Here is a 14,327-nt window from a genome sequence, read left to right as displayed (position 1 = left end):
TACCATGACTACGCCCCCCCGTTTCCAGCCCGAGCAGGAATCCATTGCCCTGCGCATCGTGTGGATGCTGCTGTTCCTGTTGGTCTGGCAGGTTGCCCAACTGGTGCTTGGTGCCGTTGTGCTGCTGCAGCTGCTGTACCGCCTTATCTATAGCGCACCGAACGCGGGCCTGATGAGCTTCGGCGACAGCCTCAGCCAATACATGGCCGACATTGGCCGTTTTGGCTGTTTTCACAGCGAGCGCAAGCCCTGGCCGTTCTCCGAGTGGCCAGCCGCGCGGCCGGCCGAAGGCGAGGTGCCGCATTCGGTGCCGCCTGCGCCTACCGATGTGCGTGACCGGGAGCCTCATCTGTGAGCGAAGCCCGTCTGAAAACCGTATGGATCCTGCGCCATGGTGAAGCGGCCAACACCGCCCCGGACCCGGCACGGGCGCTTACCCGCACCGGCCGCGAGGAAGTGCTGCGCAGCGCCGCCCACCTGATGGCCGAGCCGTTGCAGAAAATTCTTGCAAGCCCCTACACCCGCGCTCAGGAAACTGCTCGGCTGGTGCAGACTGCATTGGGCCAGAGTGTGGCGCTGGAAACGGTGGATTGGCTTACGCCTGACAGCGACCCTGACCGCGTAGTGGCCGAGCTCGACCGCCTTGGCCTGGACCAAGTGTTGCTGGTAAGCCACCAGCCTTTGGTAGGCATGCTGCTTGGCTTGCTGGACCGAGGCGAGCGCGCAAGCGTGCACGCCATGGGCACGGCAAGCCTGGCCCGGCTGGAAGGCCCCGCGCCCCTGGCTGGCCTGATGACCCTGCGCAGCCTGCGCCATAGTCACTGACAAGGACCTTCACCCATGAGCCTGTGGCAAACAGTTCCTGACTTGGACGCCCTCAACGCCCGCCAGAAAAACACCATTGGCGAGCTGCTGGATATTCGTTTCGAAGCCATCGGCGAAGATTTCGTGACCGCCAGCATGGCGGTGGACGCACGCACCCATCAGCCTTTCGGCCTGCTGCACGGCGGCGCCTCGGTGGTGCTGGCCGAAAGCGTTGGCTCCATGGCCAGCATGCTGTGCGTGGACACCAGCCGCTTTTATTGCGTGGGGCTGGAAGTGAACGCAAACCATCTGCGAGGCGTACGCAGCGGCAGGGTCACCGCCACGGCCCGGCCGGTGCACATCGGCCGCACCACTCATGTGTGGGACATTCGCCTGGTGGACGAGCAGGGCAAGCCCAGCTGCATCTCACGGCTCACGGTGGCGGTGGTGCCGCTGGGTCAGGTGCCACCGGCGGGGCAAACCCAAGGGTGACCTGTACGCCCTTGCCGATGGCCGATTCGCGCGTTGTCGGCCAGGGCACGGGCTGGCCACAATCGGCGGGTCATCCGCCCACCGAGCCTGCGCCCATGCCGGAAACGCTATTCTTTGCCCATGCCAATGGCTTCCCTTCAGCCACCTACGGCAAGTTGTTTTCGGCGCTGGCGCCCGAGTTCACCGTCAAGCACCTCCAGCAGCACGGGCACGATCCGCGCTTTCCGGTGGAGGACAACTGGGCCGCCCTGGTAGACGAACTGCTGCACCATCTGGAAGGCGAGCCCGAGCCGGTGTGGGGGGTAGGCCATTCGCTGGGCGGGGTGCTGCATCTGCACGCGGCGCTGCGCCAACCCGGCCGTTATCGGGGCGTGATCATGCTGGATTCGCCGCTGCTGGGTAGCAGTGACCAGTGGCTGATCCGCGCCGCCAAGCACTTCGGCCTGATCGATCGGATCACCCCCGCAGGGCGCACGCTGGGGCGCCGGGAGCGTTTCAGCGATCGAGAGAGCGCGTTGGCGTATTTTCGTAGCAAGGCGTTGTTTCGCAGTTTCGACCCCGATTGCCTTCAGGCGTATCTTCAGCATGGGCTCAAGCCGGACGGGGAGGGGCTGCGGCTTGCCTTCGATCCTGATACGGAAATCCGCATCTACCGTAGCGTGCCTCACGTAAGCCCGGGTCGGCCAAGCCGCCTGGCACTTCCGTTAGCCGTTATCGGCGGCGAGGCAAGCCGCGTAGTGCTGCGCCACCACGCCCGCAATGCCCGCCGGCTTCCGCGAGGAGAGTTCCACCTGGTGCCTGGCGGGCATATGTTTCCGCTGGAGCGGCCCCTGGAGACCGCTGAACTGATCCGCGCAGTATTGCGCCGCTGGAAGGCCGAAGCCGCATGACAGGGATATTTGAAGAAGTACATCTGCGCCTGCCCCATATCACGCTGGCGGGCAGGCTCCACGGGCCGGAAGACGGCACGCCGGTAATCGCCCTGCATGGCTGGCTGGACAACGCCAGTTCCTTCGCTCGCCTGATGCCTCGCCTGCCGGGTTTGCGCGTGCTGGCACTGGACCTGGCCGGCCACGGGCTGTCTGAACATCGCCCTGCCGGCGGGTTGTACCCTCATTGGGAGTACGCCCGGGATGTATTGCAAGTGGCCGACCAGCTGGGCTGGGAACGCTTCTCGCTGATCGGCCATTCCATGGGCGCGATCGTGGCCGCACAGCTGGCCGCTGCTATGCCTGAGCGGGTGGAGCGGCTGGTGTTGATCGAAGGTGTGGTTCCCCCCGAAAGCGCTCCCGGCCATCCCGCGCAGCGGCTGGGCAAGGCCCTGCGTGAGCAACTGGCGCACGGCACCCGGCGCAAACCGTTCTATGCCAGCGTCGATCAGGCAGTGCGCGCACGCAGCCTGAGCGGGTTGCCGGTCACTGAAAGCGCCGCTCGGCTGTTGGTAGAGCGCGGCTTGCAACCGGTGGAAGGTGGTTTCACCTGGCGCAGCGACAACCGCCTTACCCTGACCACGCCGGTGCGGCTGGAGCGCGCACAGGCCATGGAGATGGTGCTGCGTATCGAATGCCCCACCCTTTTGATGCTGGCCGAGGCGGGGCTGCTGGCCGGGCTTGGAGATTTACTGGAACGCCTGCCGTTCGAGCGGGTCCGTTTGCCAGGGGGGCATCATTTGCACCTTGATGATGACGCGGGGGCTGACCTTGTAGCAGCCTGTATCAATCGTTTCTTTACCCCGCCTTGACTTGATGGCATGGACTGCCGACCCTTGCCCGGTTAACAGGGAGTCCTCAATGCCGTTTCCTTCTATCCGTCTCGCCTTCGCCCGCGCCCTCGACGGGCGCCGCTTGCTGTGGTTGCCCAGCCTGCTCTTGTGCGCGGTTACTGCCCAGGCCGATGTCGCGCCCAGCGCGGTAACCGCCCTTCAGCCTGAAGACGGGCAGTTGCTGGACCAGCGAGGCCCTGAGGCCGCCGAGCGCTTGTATCCGCTTGGCGCGCTTCGGCGGATCGGCGGGGCGTTGCGCATGGATGGCCGCCTGCAGGCCCATGGCGAACTCGCCTCGGCAACCTGGGAACTGCCCGCAGAGCGTAACGCCGCAGACGTGTTCAAGGTCGCGCGGCTGGCGCTTCAGGGCGAAGGCAACCGGGCGCTGTTCTGGTGCGAAGGCCGCGAGTGTGGCGAAAGCAACCTCTGGTCCAATGACATTCTCGCCAATACCCGGCTGCTTGGCAGTGATGACCAGCAGGGGTTCCTGCTCGTTCGCCAGGCACGTGAGGGCGCCGATACCCTGATTGCGGTCTACTGTGTACTGCGCGGCAACCGCCGGGTTGCCTTGCATGTCGAAACCTTTGCGCCGAGTGCTCCCTTGGGGCAGGTGCTGCCTACCCCTGGCACTGTGTTGCGCGAATTGCGAGAGGCTGGAGAGGTGTCTTTCCCTGAACTGGTGCCACCGCCGGCTGCGGACTGGGTCGCGCTGCTGGCGCGTGTGCTCAGCTTCGACAGCGCGTTGCGCCTTCGCCTGAGCGGGGCTGCGGCGGATCAGTGGGTAGCTGCTCTGGCGGGCTCGGGGGTGCGGGCGAGTCGCCTCAGTGTCGGAGACACAGCAGGCCAGGGGTTGAAGATGGAGATTGTTCGATGATCAGCACCGATCGGTTGTTGATGCAGATTGCCTTGCTGCTGATGCTGGTGGCGTGCATCTGGGTGATGCTGCCTTTTGTTTCGGCGCTGTTATGGGGGGCGATCCTGACCTACGCCAGCTGGCCGCTGATGCGCCGGCTCACCGCTGCCCTGGGTGGCCGGCCCACCCTGGCGGCGGCAATCCTCACGGGTGTCTGGATACTGCTGGTATTGCTGCCGCTGGTGTGGCTGGGCTTCAACCTGGCGGACCACGTACGCGACGCCACGGCGTTCGTCCGCGACGTTCAGCTTGAGGGGTTGCCACCACCGCCGGATTGGGTGGCCAACGTGCCGTTGGTGGGCGACCGGCTGGGGCGCTTGTGGGCAACCATGGATGCCCAGGGCGCGGCGTTTTTCCAAGGGCTGCGGCCGCACCTGGGGCAAGTGGGCAACTGGCTGCTGGGCCGCAGCGCGCGCCTGGGCAGCGGCCTCGTCGAGCTCGCTCTGGCTTTGGTTTTTACCTTTTTCTTCTACCGCGACGGGCCGCGCATCTCGGCATTCGTGCTGCGCCTGCTGGAGCGCCTGATGGGGGAGCGTGGAAAGTATTATCTGGACCTCGTGGCAGACACCGTGCAGCGGGTCGTCAACGGCGTGATCGGTACTGCGGCCGCCCAGGCGCTGCTGGCGCTGATCGGGTTCATGATCGCCGGCGTACCTGGCGCGCTGGTGCTGGCCATTGGCACCTTCCTGCTCAGCCTCATTCCAATGGGGCCGCCGCTGGCCTGGATACCTGCCGTGGGCTGGCTGGTGTGGCAGGAGCACTACGGCATGGCGGTGTTCCTGGGCCTGTGGGGCACCTTCGTGATCAGCGGCGTGGACAACGTGCTCAAGCCCTACCTGATCAGCCGCGGCGGCGACCTGCCGCTTGTGATCGTACTGCTGGGGGTGTTTGGTGGGCTGTTGGCGTTCGGCTTTATCGGCCTGTTCCTCGGGCCCACCTTGCTGGCGGTTGGCTACCGGCTGATGACTGATTGGGCAAAGGAGCCTGTGGCTACCTGATTGGGCGCGTAGCGGCAGGTCAGGGGCTGCCAGGTGTGTGCCCCTGTATCGCCGCCGCTATCAATCCCGTGGCAAACGAACCACGGCCGTAAGGCCACCGCCCGGCGTTTCGTCCAGCGCCAGGCTGCCCCCCAGCCGCTGCGCGGCTTCCCGGGCGATGGTCATGCCCAGGCCTACGCCGCCGGAGTTGCGGTTGCGCGACCCTTCCAACCGGAAGAAGGGCTCGAACACGGCTTCGCGCTTCTCGGCGCTGATCCCCGGGCCATGGTCGATCACCCGGATGACCACATGCCCAGGGCTATCGATCAGTTCTACCAGCGTGTGCCCGCCGTACCTGAGTGCGTTATCCAGAAGGTTGCTCAGGCAGGAACGCAAGGCCATTGGCTGGGTCCGCAAAGGGGCGCATGTGCCTCGTGAATCTGCCGGCAAGCCGTTGTCCTGGGCGTTCTCGCACAGCGACTCCACCAGCGCCTGAACGTCATACCACTGCAGCACTTCGCTGGTGCGCCGCTCGTGAAGGTACGTCAGGGTGGCGTCCAGCATCCCGATCATATCGTCCAGGTCCTGGCGCATCTGGGTTTGCAGTTTTTCGTCATCGATCTGCTCCAGCCGCAGCTTGAGCCGCGACAGCGGCGTGCGCAGGTCGTGGGACACGGCGCCCAGCATACGAGCACGTTGCTGCACCTGTTCGCGGATGCGTTGCTGCATCTGGTTGAACGTATGCGCCGCCTTTCGCGCTTCGACAGGGCCTGTCTCTTCCATGGGCGGGCTGTCGAGGTTTTCGCTGAGCCGCTCGGCTGCTTCGCTGAAACGGCGGATCGGCCGCGACAGCCAACGCGCGCCCCACCACGCTGCGATCACCAGCATGATGATCTGGAACGTCAGTGGCACCACGGGCCCTTCGAAGAATCGCCGCTCGTGAGGGGGTTCGAAGGGTTCCGGGCCGCCAGGGCCGGGGCCGCCGAGTTCTTCAGGCCGCGGCGGTTGCTCCGCCATTGCGCCGGGCGCTGGCCGCGGCTGTTGCTGCGTCATCGGCGCAGGCGGATGCGGCCCGCCGGGGGGTGGCCCGGGGAAGCCGTAGTAGTGGAACCACATCACCGCCAGGAGATGGGCCAGGATGATGGCAATCACCGAGACGCCGAACAGCCTCGCGAACAGCGTATCGGCCTTGCTCATCAGCCGATTTCCCGTGCGTCGAACAGGTAGCCCTCGCCGCGAACGGTCTTGATCAGCTGAGGCGCCTTGGGATCGTCGCCCAGCTTTTGCCGCAGGCGCGACACCAGCAAATCGATGCTGCGATCGAACGCTTCGATGGAGCGCCCGCGCGCGGCGTCCAGCAGCTGCTCACGGCTGAGCACGCGGCGTGGCCGCTCGAGGAATACCCACAGCAAACGGAATTCGGCATTGGATAGCGGTACCACCAGGCCTTCGGCCGAGGTGAGCTGGCGCAGCACACTGTTCAGCCGCCAGTTGTCGAAGCGCACGTTGCCGCGTTGCTCGGTACGGTCGTCACGCACGCGGCGCAATACGGTTTGAATGCGTGCCACCAGCTCGCGGGGCTCGAAGGGCTTGGCCATGTAGTCATCGGCCCCCAGCTCCAGCCCGATGATGCGGTCGGTAGGCTCGCAGCGGGCGGTGAGCATCAGGATCGGAATGTCCGATTCCGCCCGCAGGTGCCGGCACAGGGACAGGCCGTCTTCGCCTGGCAGCATCAGGTCCAGCACCACCACATCGAAGGCCTCATGTTTCATGGCCTGGCGCATGGCTTCGCCATCACTTACGCCAAATCCCAGGATGCCGAAGCGGGCAAGGTAGTCGATCAGCAGTTCCCGAATCGGCACATCGTCGTCAACGATCAGGGCGCGGGTGTTCCAGCGCTTTTCGTCATCCATGGCACTCAACTTGTCTCGGCCGGGGGCGGGGCTCAGGGGTGTGTTCATTTCGGGGATCGTCTCGGGCCAGGTTGAACGGCGATAGCTGGAAGGGCCGCGCAGGCGCTCGCCAAGGGTCGGCCAATACGGACCAAAGCGCGGCCGAAGCGGAATCAGTGCAGAGCTTGTGCGGGGTGGCGGCAGCTTAGGGGCGCTGCGTGTCGCCTCGGTTTCTTCAATGTATCGGCCCCGATACAAACCCGCTGAACGCCACCGGTCGGTAGCCGGACGCAAGCCAAACTTTACGGCGATTTTACGCGGGGGCAGGGCCCTCGGCCTCGTTCCTTTACGGCATGGCGCCCGACAATGATCACCTCGATCACACATTGGCGAAGGAATTATCAGATGGACGGGAGAGCAGGGTGCTCGTGCCGCGAGCGGGGATGGGCAAGCCACCGGGAGCGCCATTATGCACAGTTATGACTATTGGCTCATCCTGGGCGTGGCGCTGTTGGTGTTGGGCCCGGCGCCCTGGCTGGGGCGCTTCTACTATCGGATCATGGAAGGCGAGCCCACCACGTTGGGGCGGCTGCTGGACCCCGTCGAGCGAACCTGTTATCGGCTGGTGGCGATCGACCCCACACGCCAGCAGGGGTGGCAGGCCTACCTGGGCTCGGTGATCGCGTTCAACCTGGCCGGCCTGGCGTTGCTGTTCGGACTGTTGATGCTGCAAGGGGCATTGCCGCTCAACCCGCAGCAGCTGCCGGGGCTGGAGTGGACGCTGGCATTCAACACAGCGGTAAGCTTTGTCACCAATACCAACTGGCAGGCCTACAGCGGCGAGGCCTCGCTCAGCTACCTGAGCCAGATGGCCGGGCTTACCGTGCAGAACTTCGTAAGCGCCGCCACGGGCCTGGCCGTGCTGGCCGCGCTGTGTCGCGGGATCGCCCGGCGCAACTCGGCGACCGTCGGCAACTTCTGGGTGGACCTCACCCGCGCCACGCTCTATGGCCTGCTGCCCCTGTGCCTGGTGTTCGCCCTGGTGCTGGTGTGGCAGGGCGTGCCACAAACCTTCTCCAACTATGTACCCGCGCTCACCGTGCAGGGCGCCGAACAGCTTATTCCGCTCGGCCCGGTCGCCAGCCAGATCGCCATCAAGCAATTGGGCACCAATGGCGGTGGGTTTTTCGGCGTGAACTCCGCGCACCCGTTCGAGAACCCCACGGCTTTGAGCAACCTGTTCGAGCTGGCGGCGATCTTGAACATTCCCGCCGCGCTGGTGTTCATGTTTGGCCATTACGTGAAAGACCTGCGCCAAAGCCGGGCGATTCTGGCCACGATGCTGATCTTGCTAGCGCTTGGCACCGGCGTGGCGCTATGGGCCGAATACCAACCCAACCCGCAGCTGCTATCCCAACTGGCAACCACAGAGCCCTCGCTCGAGGGCAAGGAAGCCCGGTTCGGCACCACGGCGACCACGCTATGGGCTGTGGTCACTACGGCCGCTTCGAACGGGTCGGTGAACGGTATGCATGACAGCCTCAACCCCCTGAGCGGGATGGTGGCGATGGTGAACATGATGCTGGGCGAAGTGATTTTCGGCGGAGTGGGCGCCGGCCTCTACGGCATGCTGCTGTTCGTACTCACCGCTGTGTTCCTCGCGGGCTTGATGATCGGCCGCACGCCGCAATACCTGGGCAAGAAACTCCAGGCCCGCGAAGTGCGCCTGCTGGTGGTCAGTTTGCTGGTGATGCCGCTGGCGGCGTTAGTGCCTGCGGCCGTCGCGGCCTTGCTTCCAGGCACGCCCGCCGCGCTGGCCAACCCAGGCGCCCACGGTTTCAGCGAGCTGTTGTATGGCTACGTGTCGGCCGCGGCCAACAACGGTTCGGCGTTCGGCGGCTTCAGCGCCAACACTGCCGTCCATAACTTGCTGTTGGCCGCGGCCATGCTGGTAGGGCGCTTCGGTTACATCGTGCCGGTGATTGCCCTGGCCGGTTGCCTGGCAGCGAAGAAGCCCGCGCCGGTTGGCATAGACAGTTTCCCCACCCACGGCCCGCTGTTCGTCACCCTGCTTACCCTCACCATCCTGCTGGTGGGTGGGTTGACCTTCCTCCCTGCGCTCGCGCTGGGGCCGATCGCCGACCAACTCACCCACGCCTTTTGAGAACCTGCCATGAATATGCCGCTTGAAACCGCCGCGGTGGCTGCAGCGCAGCCGGTCGCGAGCACTCACCTCAAAGGGCTCTGGCTGCCTGCCCTGGGCCAGGCTTTTCTAAAGCTCGACCCACGCCAGCTACGTCGTGCCCCGGTGATGCTGGTGGTTGCGCTCACTGCCGTGGCCACCACCGTACTGTGCCTGCTGCCGAACGCGGCGGTAAGCGCCAGCCTTGGCGCTCAACTGGCGCTTTGGCTGTGGTTTACCGTGTTGTTCGCCAACTTTGCCGAGGCCCTCGCCGAAGGCCGCGGACGTGCCCGGGCCGATAGCCTGCGCAGCGGTAGCCAGGGTTTGCTGGCCCGCCGCCAGGATGCTGCCGGTGCCTTCCAGCCCGTGCCCGCCGGCGTATTGCGCGTGGGTGACATTGTGAGGGTGGAAGCCGGGGAAATGATCCCGGCCGACGGCGAAGTCATCGATGGTATTGCCGCAGTAGACGAAGCCGCGATCACCGGGGAATCGGCACCGGTGATCCGGGAATCGGGCGGTGACCGCTCGGCGGTGACCGGTAACACCCGGGTGGTTTCGGACTGGCTGCTGGTGAGGGTGTCCAGCAACCCGGGTGAATCCACGGTAGACCGCATGATCGCTCTGGTCGAGGGCGCCCGTCGCCAGAAGACCCCCAACGAGATTGCTCTGGACAGCCTGCTGATCGGCCTCACGCTCATTTTCGTGATGGTGGTTGCCAGCCTGCAGCCCTTCGCGCTGTATGCAGGCGGGGACCTGCCAGCGGTGTACCTGCTGGCGCTGTTGGTCACGCTCATTCCCACCACCATCGGCGGGCTGCTGTCGGCCATCGGCATTGCCGGCATGGACCGCCTGGTGCGCCTGAATGTGATTGCCAAGTCCGGCCGGGCCGTGGAGGCGGCGGGCGATGTGCAGGTGCTGCTGCTGGACAAGACTGGCACCATCACCTTCGGTAACCGTCGCTGTACTGCCCTCTTGCCCGCACCCGGCGTAAGCCGGGACGCCCTGGCTGCCGCCGCTGCGTTTGCCTCACTGGCCGACAGCACGGCCGAGGGCAAGTCCATCCTTCAGTTTGTGGGTGGCCAGCCGCCGGTGGCAGAAGGCGGTACAGGTGTGCCGTTCAGCGCCGAAACCCGGCTCTCGGGCATGGACCTCAACGGCATGCGCTATCGCAAGGGCGCGGTGGATGCTTTGCTGGCCTTCGTCGGCAGCACCCGTAGCGAGCTCGCTGCGCCCATAGCCCGGGAAGTCGATCGCATTGCTCAACGTGGTGGTACGCCGCTGCTGGTGAGCAGGGACAACAACCTGCTGGGCGTGATCGAGCTCACGGACGTGGTAAAGCCCGGTATTCGTGAGCGCTTTGCGTCCCTGCGCGCGCTGGGTATCCGCACCGTGATGGTGACGGGCGACAACCCGCTGACTGCCGCCGCCATTGCCGCCGAGGCCGGGGTGGATGACGTGATCGCAGAAGCGACGCCGCTGAGGAAGCTTGAACGCATCCGGGCCGAGCAGGAGCAGGGCAGGCTGGTGGCCATGTGCGGTGATGGGGCCAATGATGCCCCGGCACTGGCCCAGGCCGATGTGGGGGTGGCCATGAACGAAGGCACCCAGGCAGCGCGCGAAGCGGCGAACATGGTGGACCTGGACAGTGACCCCACCAAGCTGCTGGATGTGGTGCGGGTGGGCAAGGAGCTGCTGGTCACCCGCGGTGCGCTGACGACCTTTTCGGTCGCCAACGACGTAGCCAAATACTTCGCCATCCTGCCGGCGCTGTTCGCTGGCATCTACCCGCAGTTGAACGTGCTCAACATCATGCACCTGGCCAGCCCGCAGAGCGCGATCCTGTCCGCCATCGTCTTCAACGCCCTGATCATCATCGTGCTGGTGCCGCTGGCGCTTCGAGGGGTGCGGGTACAAGCCCGCAGCGCGGCGCACCTGCTGCGTCGCAACCTGTTGATCTATGGCCTGGGCGGGCTGGTGGTGCCGTTCGTGGGCATCAAGCTGATCGACCTGTGCCTCACCGGGCTGGGCCTGGTGTAACCCGCTATCTGGAGAGTTTGCCATGTTGTCGTTCGTACGCCCCGCCGTGGGCTTGTTATTGATCATGACTGCACTTACCGGTGTGGCCTACCCACTGCTGGTGACCGCAGTGGCCCAGCTCGCTTTTGCGCCTCAGGCGCAGGGAAGCCTGGTGCGCGATAGCCAGGGCCAGGTGCGCGGCTCCGCGCTGCTGGGGCAAAAGTTCGAGGGGGCCGGCTGGTTCCAGCCTCGGCCGTCGGCAGGGGATTTTGCGACTGTTTCCAGTTCGGCCAGTAACCTGGCGGCCACCAATCCGGCGCTGGCTTCACGCGTTGCCGATGCCGCCAAGGCCTTGCATGACCCTTTGGCTGGCCCGGTGCCGCTGGCCTTGCTGACCACGTCTGCCAGCGGCTTGGACCCGGACCTGCCACCCGCCTCTGTGTTGTATCAGGTGCCTGCGGTGGCTCGCGCCCGGGGCGTGGCGCAAGACGCTGTGCAGGCGCTGGTGGCGGATCAGGTCCGCCAGCCCGTGTTCGGCCCACCGGTGGTGAACGTGTTGGCCTTGAACCTGGCGCTGGATAGGTTAACGTCGCCTTCCCGACAGCCGTGAGCGCCGCCCCGTTATGAAGTGCAGCCATGACCATTAGCGATGCCGCCCGCGCGGACGCCTTGCTGGCTGCGCTCCCGGAGCCTGGCCGGGGGCGCTTGAAAGTGTTCCTGGGCGCCGCCGCTGGCGTGGGTAAAACCTACGCCATGCTGCAGGCGGCCCAGGCCCGGCAGCGCCAGGGTGTGAACGTGGTCGCCGGGGTGGTGGTCACTCATGGCCGGGCGCAAACCGAAGCGCTGCTGACCGGTTTGCCCCGGCAGCCGCTGCGTAAGGTGCAGTACCGCGACCGCTGGCTGGAAGCGCTGGACCTCGACGCCCTGCTGCAGGCCCGGCCGCAACTGGCATTGATCGACGAACTGGCCCACGACAACGCACCGGGTAGCCGCCACGCCAAGCGCTGGCAGGATGTGCAGGAGCTGCTGGCGGCCGGCATCGATGTGTACACCACGGTGAACGTTCAGCACCTGGAAAGCCTCAACGACCGGGTACGCGCAATCACTGGCGTGCGGGTGCGCGAGACCGTCCCGGACTGGCTGGTGCTGACCGCCAGCGAACTGGTGCTGATCGACCTGCCGCCGCATGATCTGCTGGAGCGGCTGCGCGAGGGCAAGGTGTACGTGCCCGAGCAGGCCAGGGCGGCCATCGAAGCGTTTTTCACGCCCCACCATCTGGCCGCCCTGCGTGAGCTGGCGTTGCAAACCGCGGCCGCGCAGGTGGATGCCGCCCTCGACCGCGAGGGCGGTGGCCAACCGCTACGTACTGCACGCCTGCGCGGCCGCTTGCTGGTAGGCGTTGCAGCAGACAACCAGGCCGAGCGCCTGATCCGCCATGCCAGCCTGGTTGCCCAGCGGCGACACTTGCCCTGGAGCATGGTGCATGTGGAAGACGGCAAACCGAAGGACGAAGCCTGCCGGCAACGATTGGCCTTGGCCCAGCAACTCGCTGAGCGGTTGGGCGGCGAGGTTGTGGTATTGCGTGGCGCCGACCCCGCTCGCACGCTTCTGGAACATGCCCATGAGCGCCACGCCAGCCTGCTGCTGGTGGGGCAATCCACGGCGCGGCGCCGTTGGCGGCAAGGTGTCGCTATGCGGTTATTGCAGGATGCCCCTGGTCTCGAAATCAGCGTGCTGGAGCGGGATCAGGCCTTACCTGCCAGCAACACGCGTACACCGCTGAACCCTCAGCCGGCAGGGCCTTACCTGCTGGCGATCCTGGCCGCCGCCGTGGCCAGCGTGCTGGCCTATGGCGTAGCCGGTTGGCTGGCGTTACCTAACGTATCGCTCATCTTCCTCACGGCTGTGCTGTTGATAGCCGTACGTAGCGCCACCGGCCCGGCCTTGGTGTGCGCCGTGGCTTCGTTCGTGATGTATGACCTGTTGTTCATCGCGCCGCGCTATTCGCTGATGATCCAGCGCGGGGAGGATGTGCTCACGCTGCTGTTCTTCCTGGTCATGGCGACCTTGACCGGGCAGCTCGCGGGGCGCCAGCGCCGACAATTGCAGGCGCTGCGCGAAGCCCAGGCGGAAACCGCCGAGTTGCTGGACTTCTCCCGGGGGCTGGCGGCTGCCAGCGATCATCAGGCCGTTTCGGCCGCGGCCACTGGGCATCTGGCGCGCTGGGCCGACGTTCGCGCCTGCCTGCTGGAGCGTGGCGCTGATAACGCCTTGCAGGCCAGTGGTGATCTATCGGTAAACCTCAGCGCCACGGAGCGCGCGGCGGCCGACTGGGCTTGGCAGCACAGCCAGGCCGCAGGTGAGGGCAGTGGAACCCTGCCCGGCAGCCGCTGGTGGTGGTGGCCGCTGGTAGCCGACGGCCGCACCCTCGGCGTGGTGGGGTTGGCCGCTGTCGAGGGTGGGACTATCAGCCGGCAACGGCGCCAGTTGGCCATGGCTCTTGCACAGCCTCTGGCTCAGGCGCTGGCCCGCGCCCGGCTGGCCGAGGAACTGGAAGCGGCGCGGCTGCACGGCGAAACCGAGCAACTGCGAAGCGCCCTGCTGGCATCCGTTTCCCATGACCTGCGCACACCGCTCACGGTCATGCGCGGCAGCATCGAAAGCTTGCAATCGTTGGGGGAGGTGCTGTCCCCTGCGGACAGCGCCGAGCTGCTGGAGACCACTCGGCTGGAATGCGAGCGTCTGGACCGCTATATCCAGAACCTGCTGGACATGACCCGCCTCGGCCATGGCGCGCTGACGCTCGCCAGGGACTGGATCGCGGCCGACGAGCTGATCGGAGCGGCGCTGCAGCGCTTGCGCTCGGTACTGGCGCCGTTCGCGGTCGATGTGGTGGCCCCAGCGGCGCTGCCACTGCTGTGGGTACATCCGGCGCTCATAGAGCAGGCCTTGATCAATGTGCTGGAAAACGCCGCGCGGTTTTCTCCGTCAGGCGGGCGCATCCTCATCGAAGCCCTTCAGGACAATGACCGGCTATGCCTGACGGTGAGCGACCAGGGGCCTGGCATTCCCCCCGAAGAGCGTGAGCGGATCTTCGACATGTTCTACACCGCCGCCCGGGGGGACCGTGGCGGCCAGGGCACGGGCCTGGGGTTGGCTATCTGCCAGGGCATGGTAGGCGCCCACGGGGGGCAGGTACTGGTAAGCGATGCCGAGGGTGGCCAGGGTACCCGCATCGCCCTATGCTTGCCGCTTCACCCGCCACCTGGCCCGCACAGCGAACCCTGAA

At 65.9% G+C, this 14,327-nt stretch carries 13 protein-coding genes; 11 read left to right on the top strand and 2 right to left on the bottom strand.

Annotated elements, in window-relative coordinates; translation table 11 throughout:
- Nucleotides 1-4 precede the first annotated feature (4 nt).
- The 7 genes from LG385_RS14330 to LG385_RS14300 all read left to right on the top strand — a co-directional run bounded on the left by LG385_RS14330 (nt 5) and on the right by LG385_RS14300 (nt 4,969).
- Nucleotides 5-355 carry a DUF4389 domain-containing protein gene (locus LG385_RS14330; RefSeq protein WP_181118928.1) on the top strand — a complete coding sequence of 117 codons (351 nt, stop codon included), beginning with the start codon at nt 5-7 and terminating at the stop codon, nt 353-355.
- Nucleotides 352-825, top strand: coding sequence for a phosphohistidine phosphatase SixA (gene sixA / locus LG385_RS14325; protein WP_225774849.1), 474 nt, complete (start codon nt 352-354; stop codon nt 823-825). The genes LG385_RS14330 and sixA overlap by 4 nt, the downstream gene beginning before the upstream one ends.
- 15 nt (nt 826-840) lie before the next feature.
- Entirely contained in the window at nt 841-1,296 is a 456-nt protein-coding gene (locus LG385_RS14320; RefSeq protein WP_225774848.1) for a hotdog fold thioesterase, read from the top strand.
- Nucleotides 1,297-1,391: 95 nt separating this feature from the next.
- A complete protein-coding gene (locus LG385_RS14315) occupies nt 1,392-2,186 on the top strand; it encodes an alpha/beta fold hydrolase (protein WP_225776247.1) in 795 nt (264 codons plus the stop codon).
- The gene (locus tag LG385_RS14310) at nt 2,183-3,037 is read left to right on the top strand and encodes an alpha/beta fold hydrolase (RefSeq protein WP_225774847.1); all 855 of its coding nucleotides are present in this window, start codon (nt 2,183-2,185) and stop codon (nt 3,035-3,037) included. Before LG385_RS14315 ends, LG385_RS14310 begins: the two co-directional genes overlap by 4 nt.
- 49 nt (nt 3,038-3,086) lie before the next feature.
- Nucleotides 3,087-3,932 carry a DUF4892 domain-containing protein gene (locus LG385_RS14305; protein ID WP_225774846.1) on the top strand — a complete coding sequence of 282 codons (846 nt, stop codon included), beginning with the start codon at nt 3,087-3,089 and terminating at the stop codon, nt 3,930-3,932.
- Complete coding sequence (locus tag LG385_RS14300; RefSeq protein ID WP_225774845.1) at nt 3,929-4,969, top strand: AI-2E family transporter; 1,041 nt, start codon at nt 3,929-3,931, stop codon at nt 4,967-4,969. The genes LG385_RS14305 and LG385_RS14300 overlap by 4 nt, the downstream gene beginning before the upstream one ends.
- Nucleotides 4,970-5,029: 60 nt before the next feature.
- On the opposite strand, the gene LG385_RS14295 is transcribed toward LG385_RS14300, so the two are convergent.
- Together LG385_RS14295 and LG385_RS14290 are read right to left on the bottom strand one after the other, a co-directional pair.
- Entirely contained in the window at nt 5,030-6,148 is a 1,119-nt protein-coding gene (locus tag LG385_RS14295; protein ID WP_225776246.1) for a sensor histidine kinase, read from the bottom strand.
- Nucleotides 6,145-6,909 carry a response regulator gene (locus tag LG385_RS14290; RefSeq protein ID WP_318781400.1) on the bottom strand — a complete coding sequence of 255 codons (765 nt, stop codon included), beginning with the start codon at nt 6,907-6,909 and terminating at the stop codon, nt 6,145-6,147. The genes LG385_RS14295 and LG385_RS14290 overlap by 4 nt, the downstream gene beginning before the upstream one ends.
- A 400-nt stretch (nt 6,910-7,309) precedes the next feature.
- Between LG385_RS14290 and kdpA the strand changes: the two genes are divergently transcribed.
- From kdpA to LG385_RS14270, 4 genes are read left to right on the top strand one after another with little or no spacing between them, the layout of a single operon-like run.
- The gene (gene kdpA / locus LG385_RS14285; protein WP_225774844.1) at nt 7,310-9,004 is read left to right on the top strand and encodes a potassium-transporting ATPase subunit KdpA; all 1,695 of its coding nucleotides are present in this window, start codon (nt 7,310-7,312) and stop codon (nt 9,002-9,004) included.
- Nucleotides 9,005-9,013: 9 nt separating this feature from the next.
- The gene (gene kdpB, locus LG385_RS14280) at nt 9,014-11,059 is read left to right on the top strand and encodes a potassium-transporting ATPase subunit KdpB (protein WP_225774843.1); all 2,046 of its coding nucleotides are present in this window, start codon (nt 9,014-9,016) and stop codon (nt 11,057-11,059) included.
- A 22-nt stretch (nt 11,060-11,081) separates the two neighbouring features.
- Nucleotides 11,082-11,648 carry a potassium-transporting ATPase subunit KdpC gene (kdpC, locus tag LG385_RS14275; RefSeq protein ID WP_225774842.1) on the top strand — a complete coding sequence of 189 codons (567 nt, stop codon included), beginning with the start codon at nt 11,082-11,084 and terminating at the stop codon, nt 11,646-11,648.
- Between the two features lie 32 nt (nt 11,649-11,680).
- Nucleotides 11,681-14,326, top strand: coding sequence for a sensor histidine kinase (locus tag LG385_RS14270; RefSeq protein ID WP_225776245.1), 2,646 nt, complete (start codon nt 11,681-11,683; stop codon nt 14,324-14,326).
- Nucleotide 14,327: the final 1 nt, after the last annotated feature.

The sequence above is a fragment of the Pseudomonas sp. Marseille-Q5115 genome (assembly GCF_916618905.1).
GTDB classification, from domain to species: Bacteria; Pseudomonadota; Gammaproteobacteria; order Pseudomonadales; family Pseudomonadaceae; genus Aquipseudomonas; species Aquipseudomonas japonica_A.
Note: the sequence above shows the minus strand (reverse complement) of the source record. Positions and strands in the feature narration are given on the sequence as shown.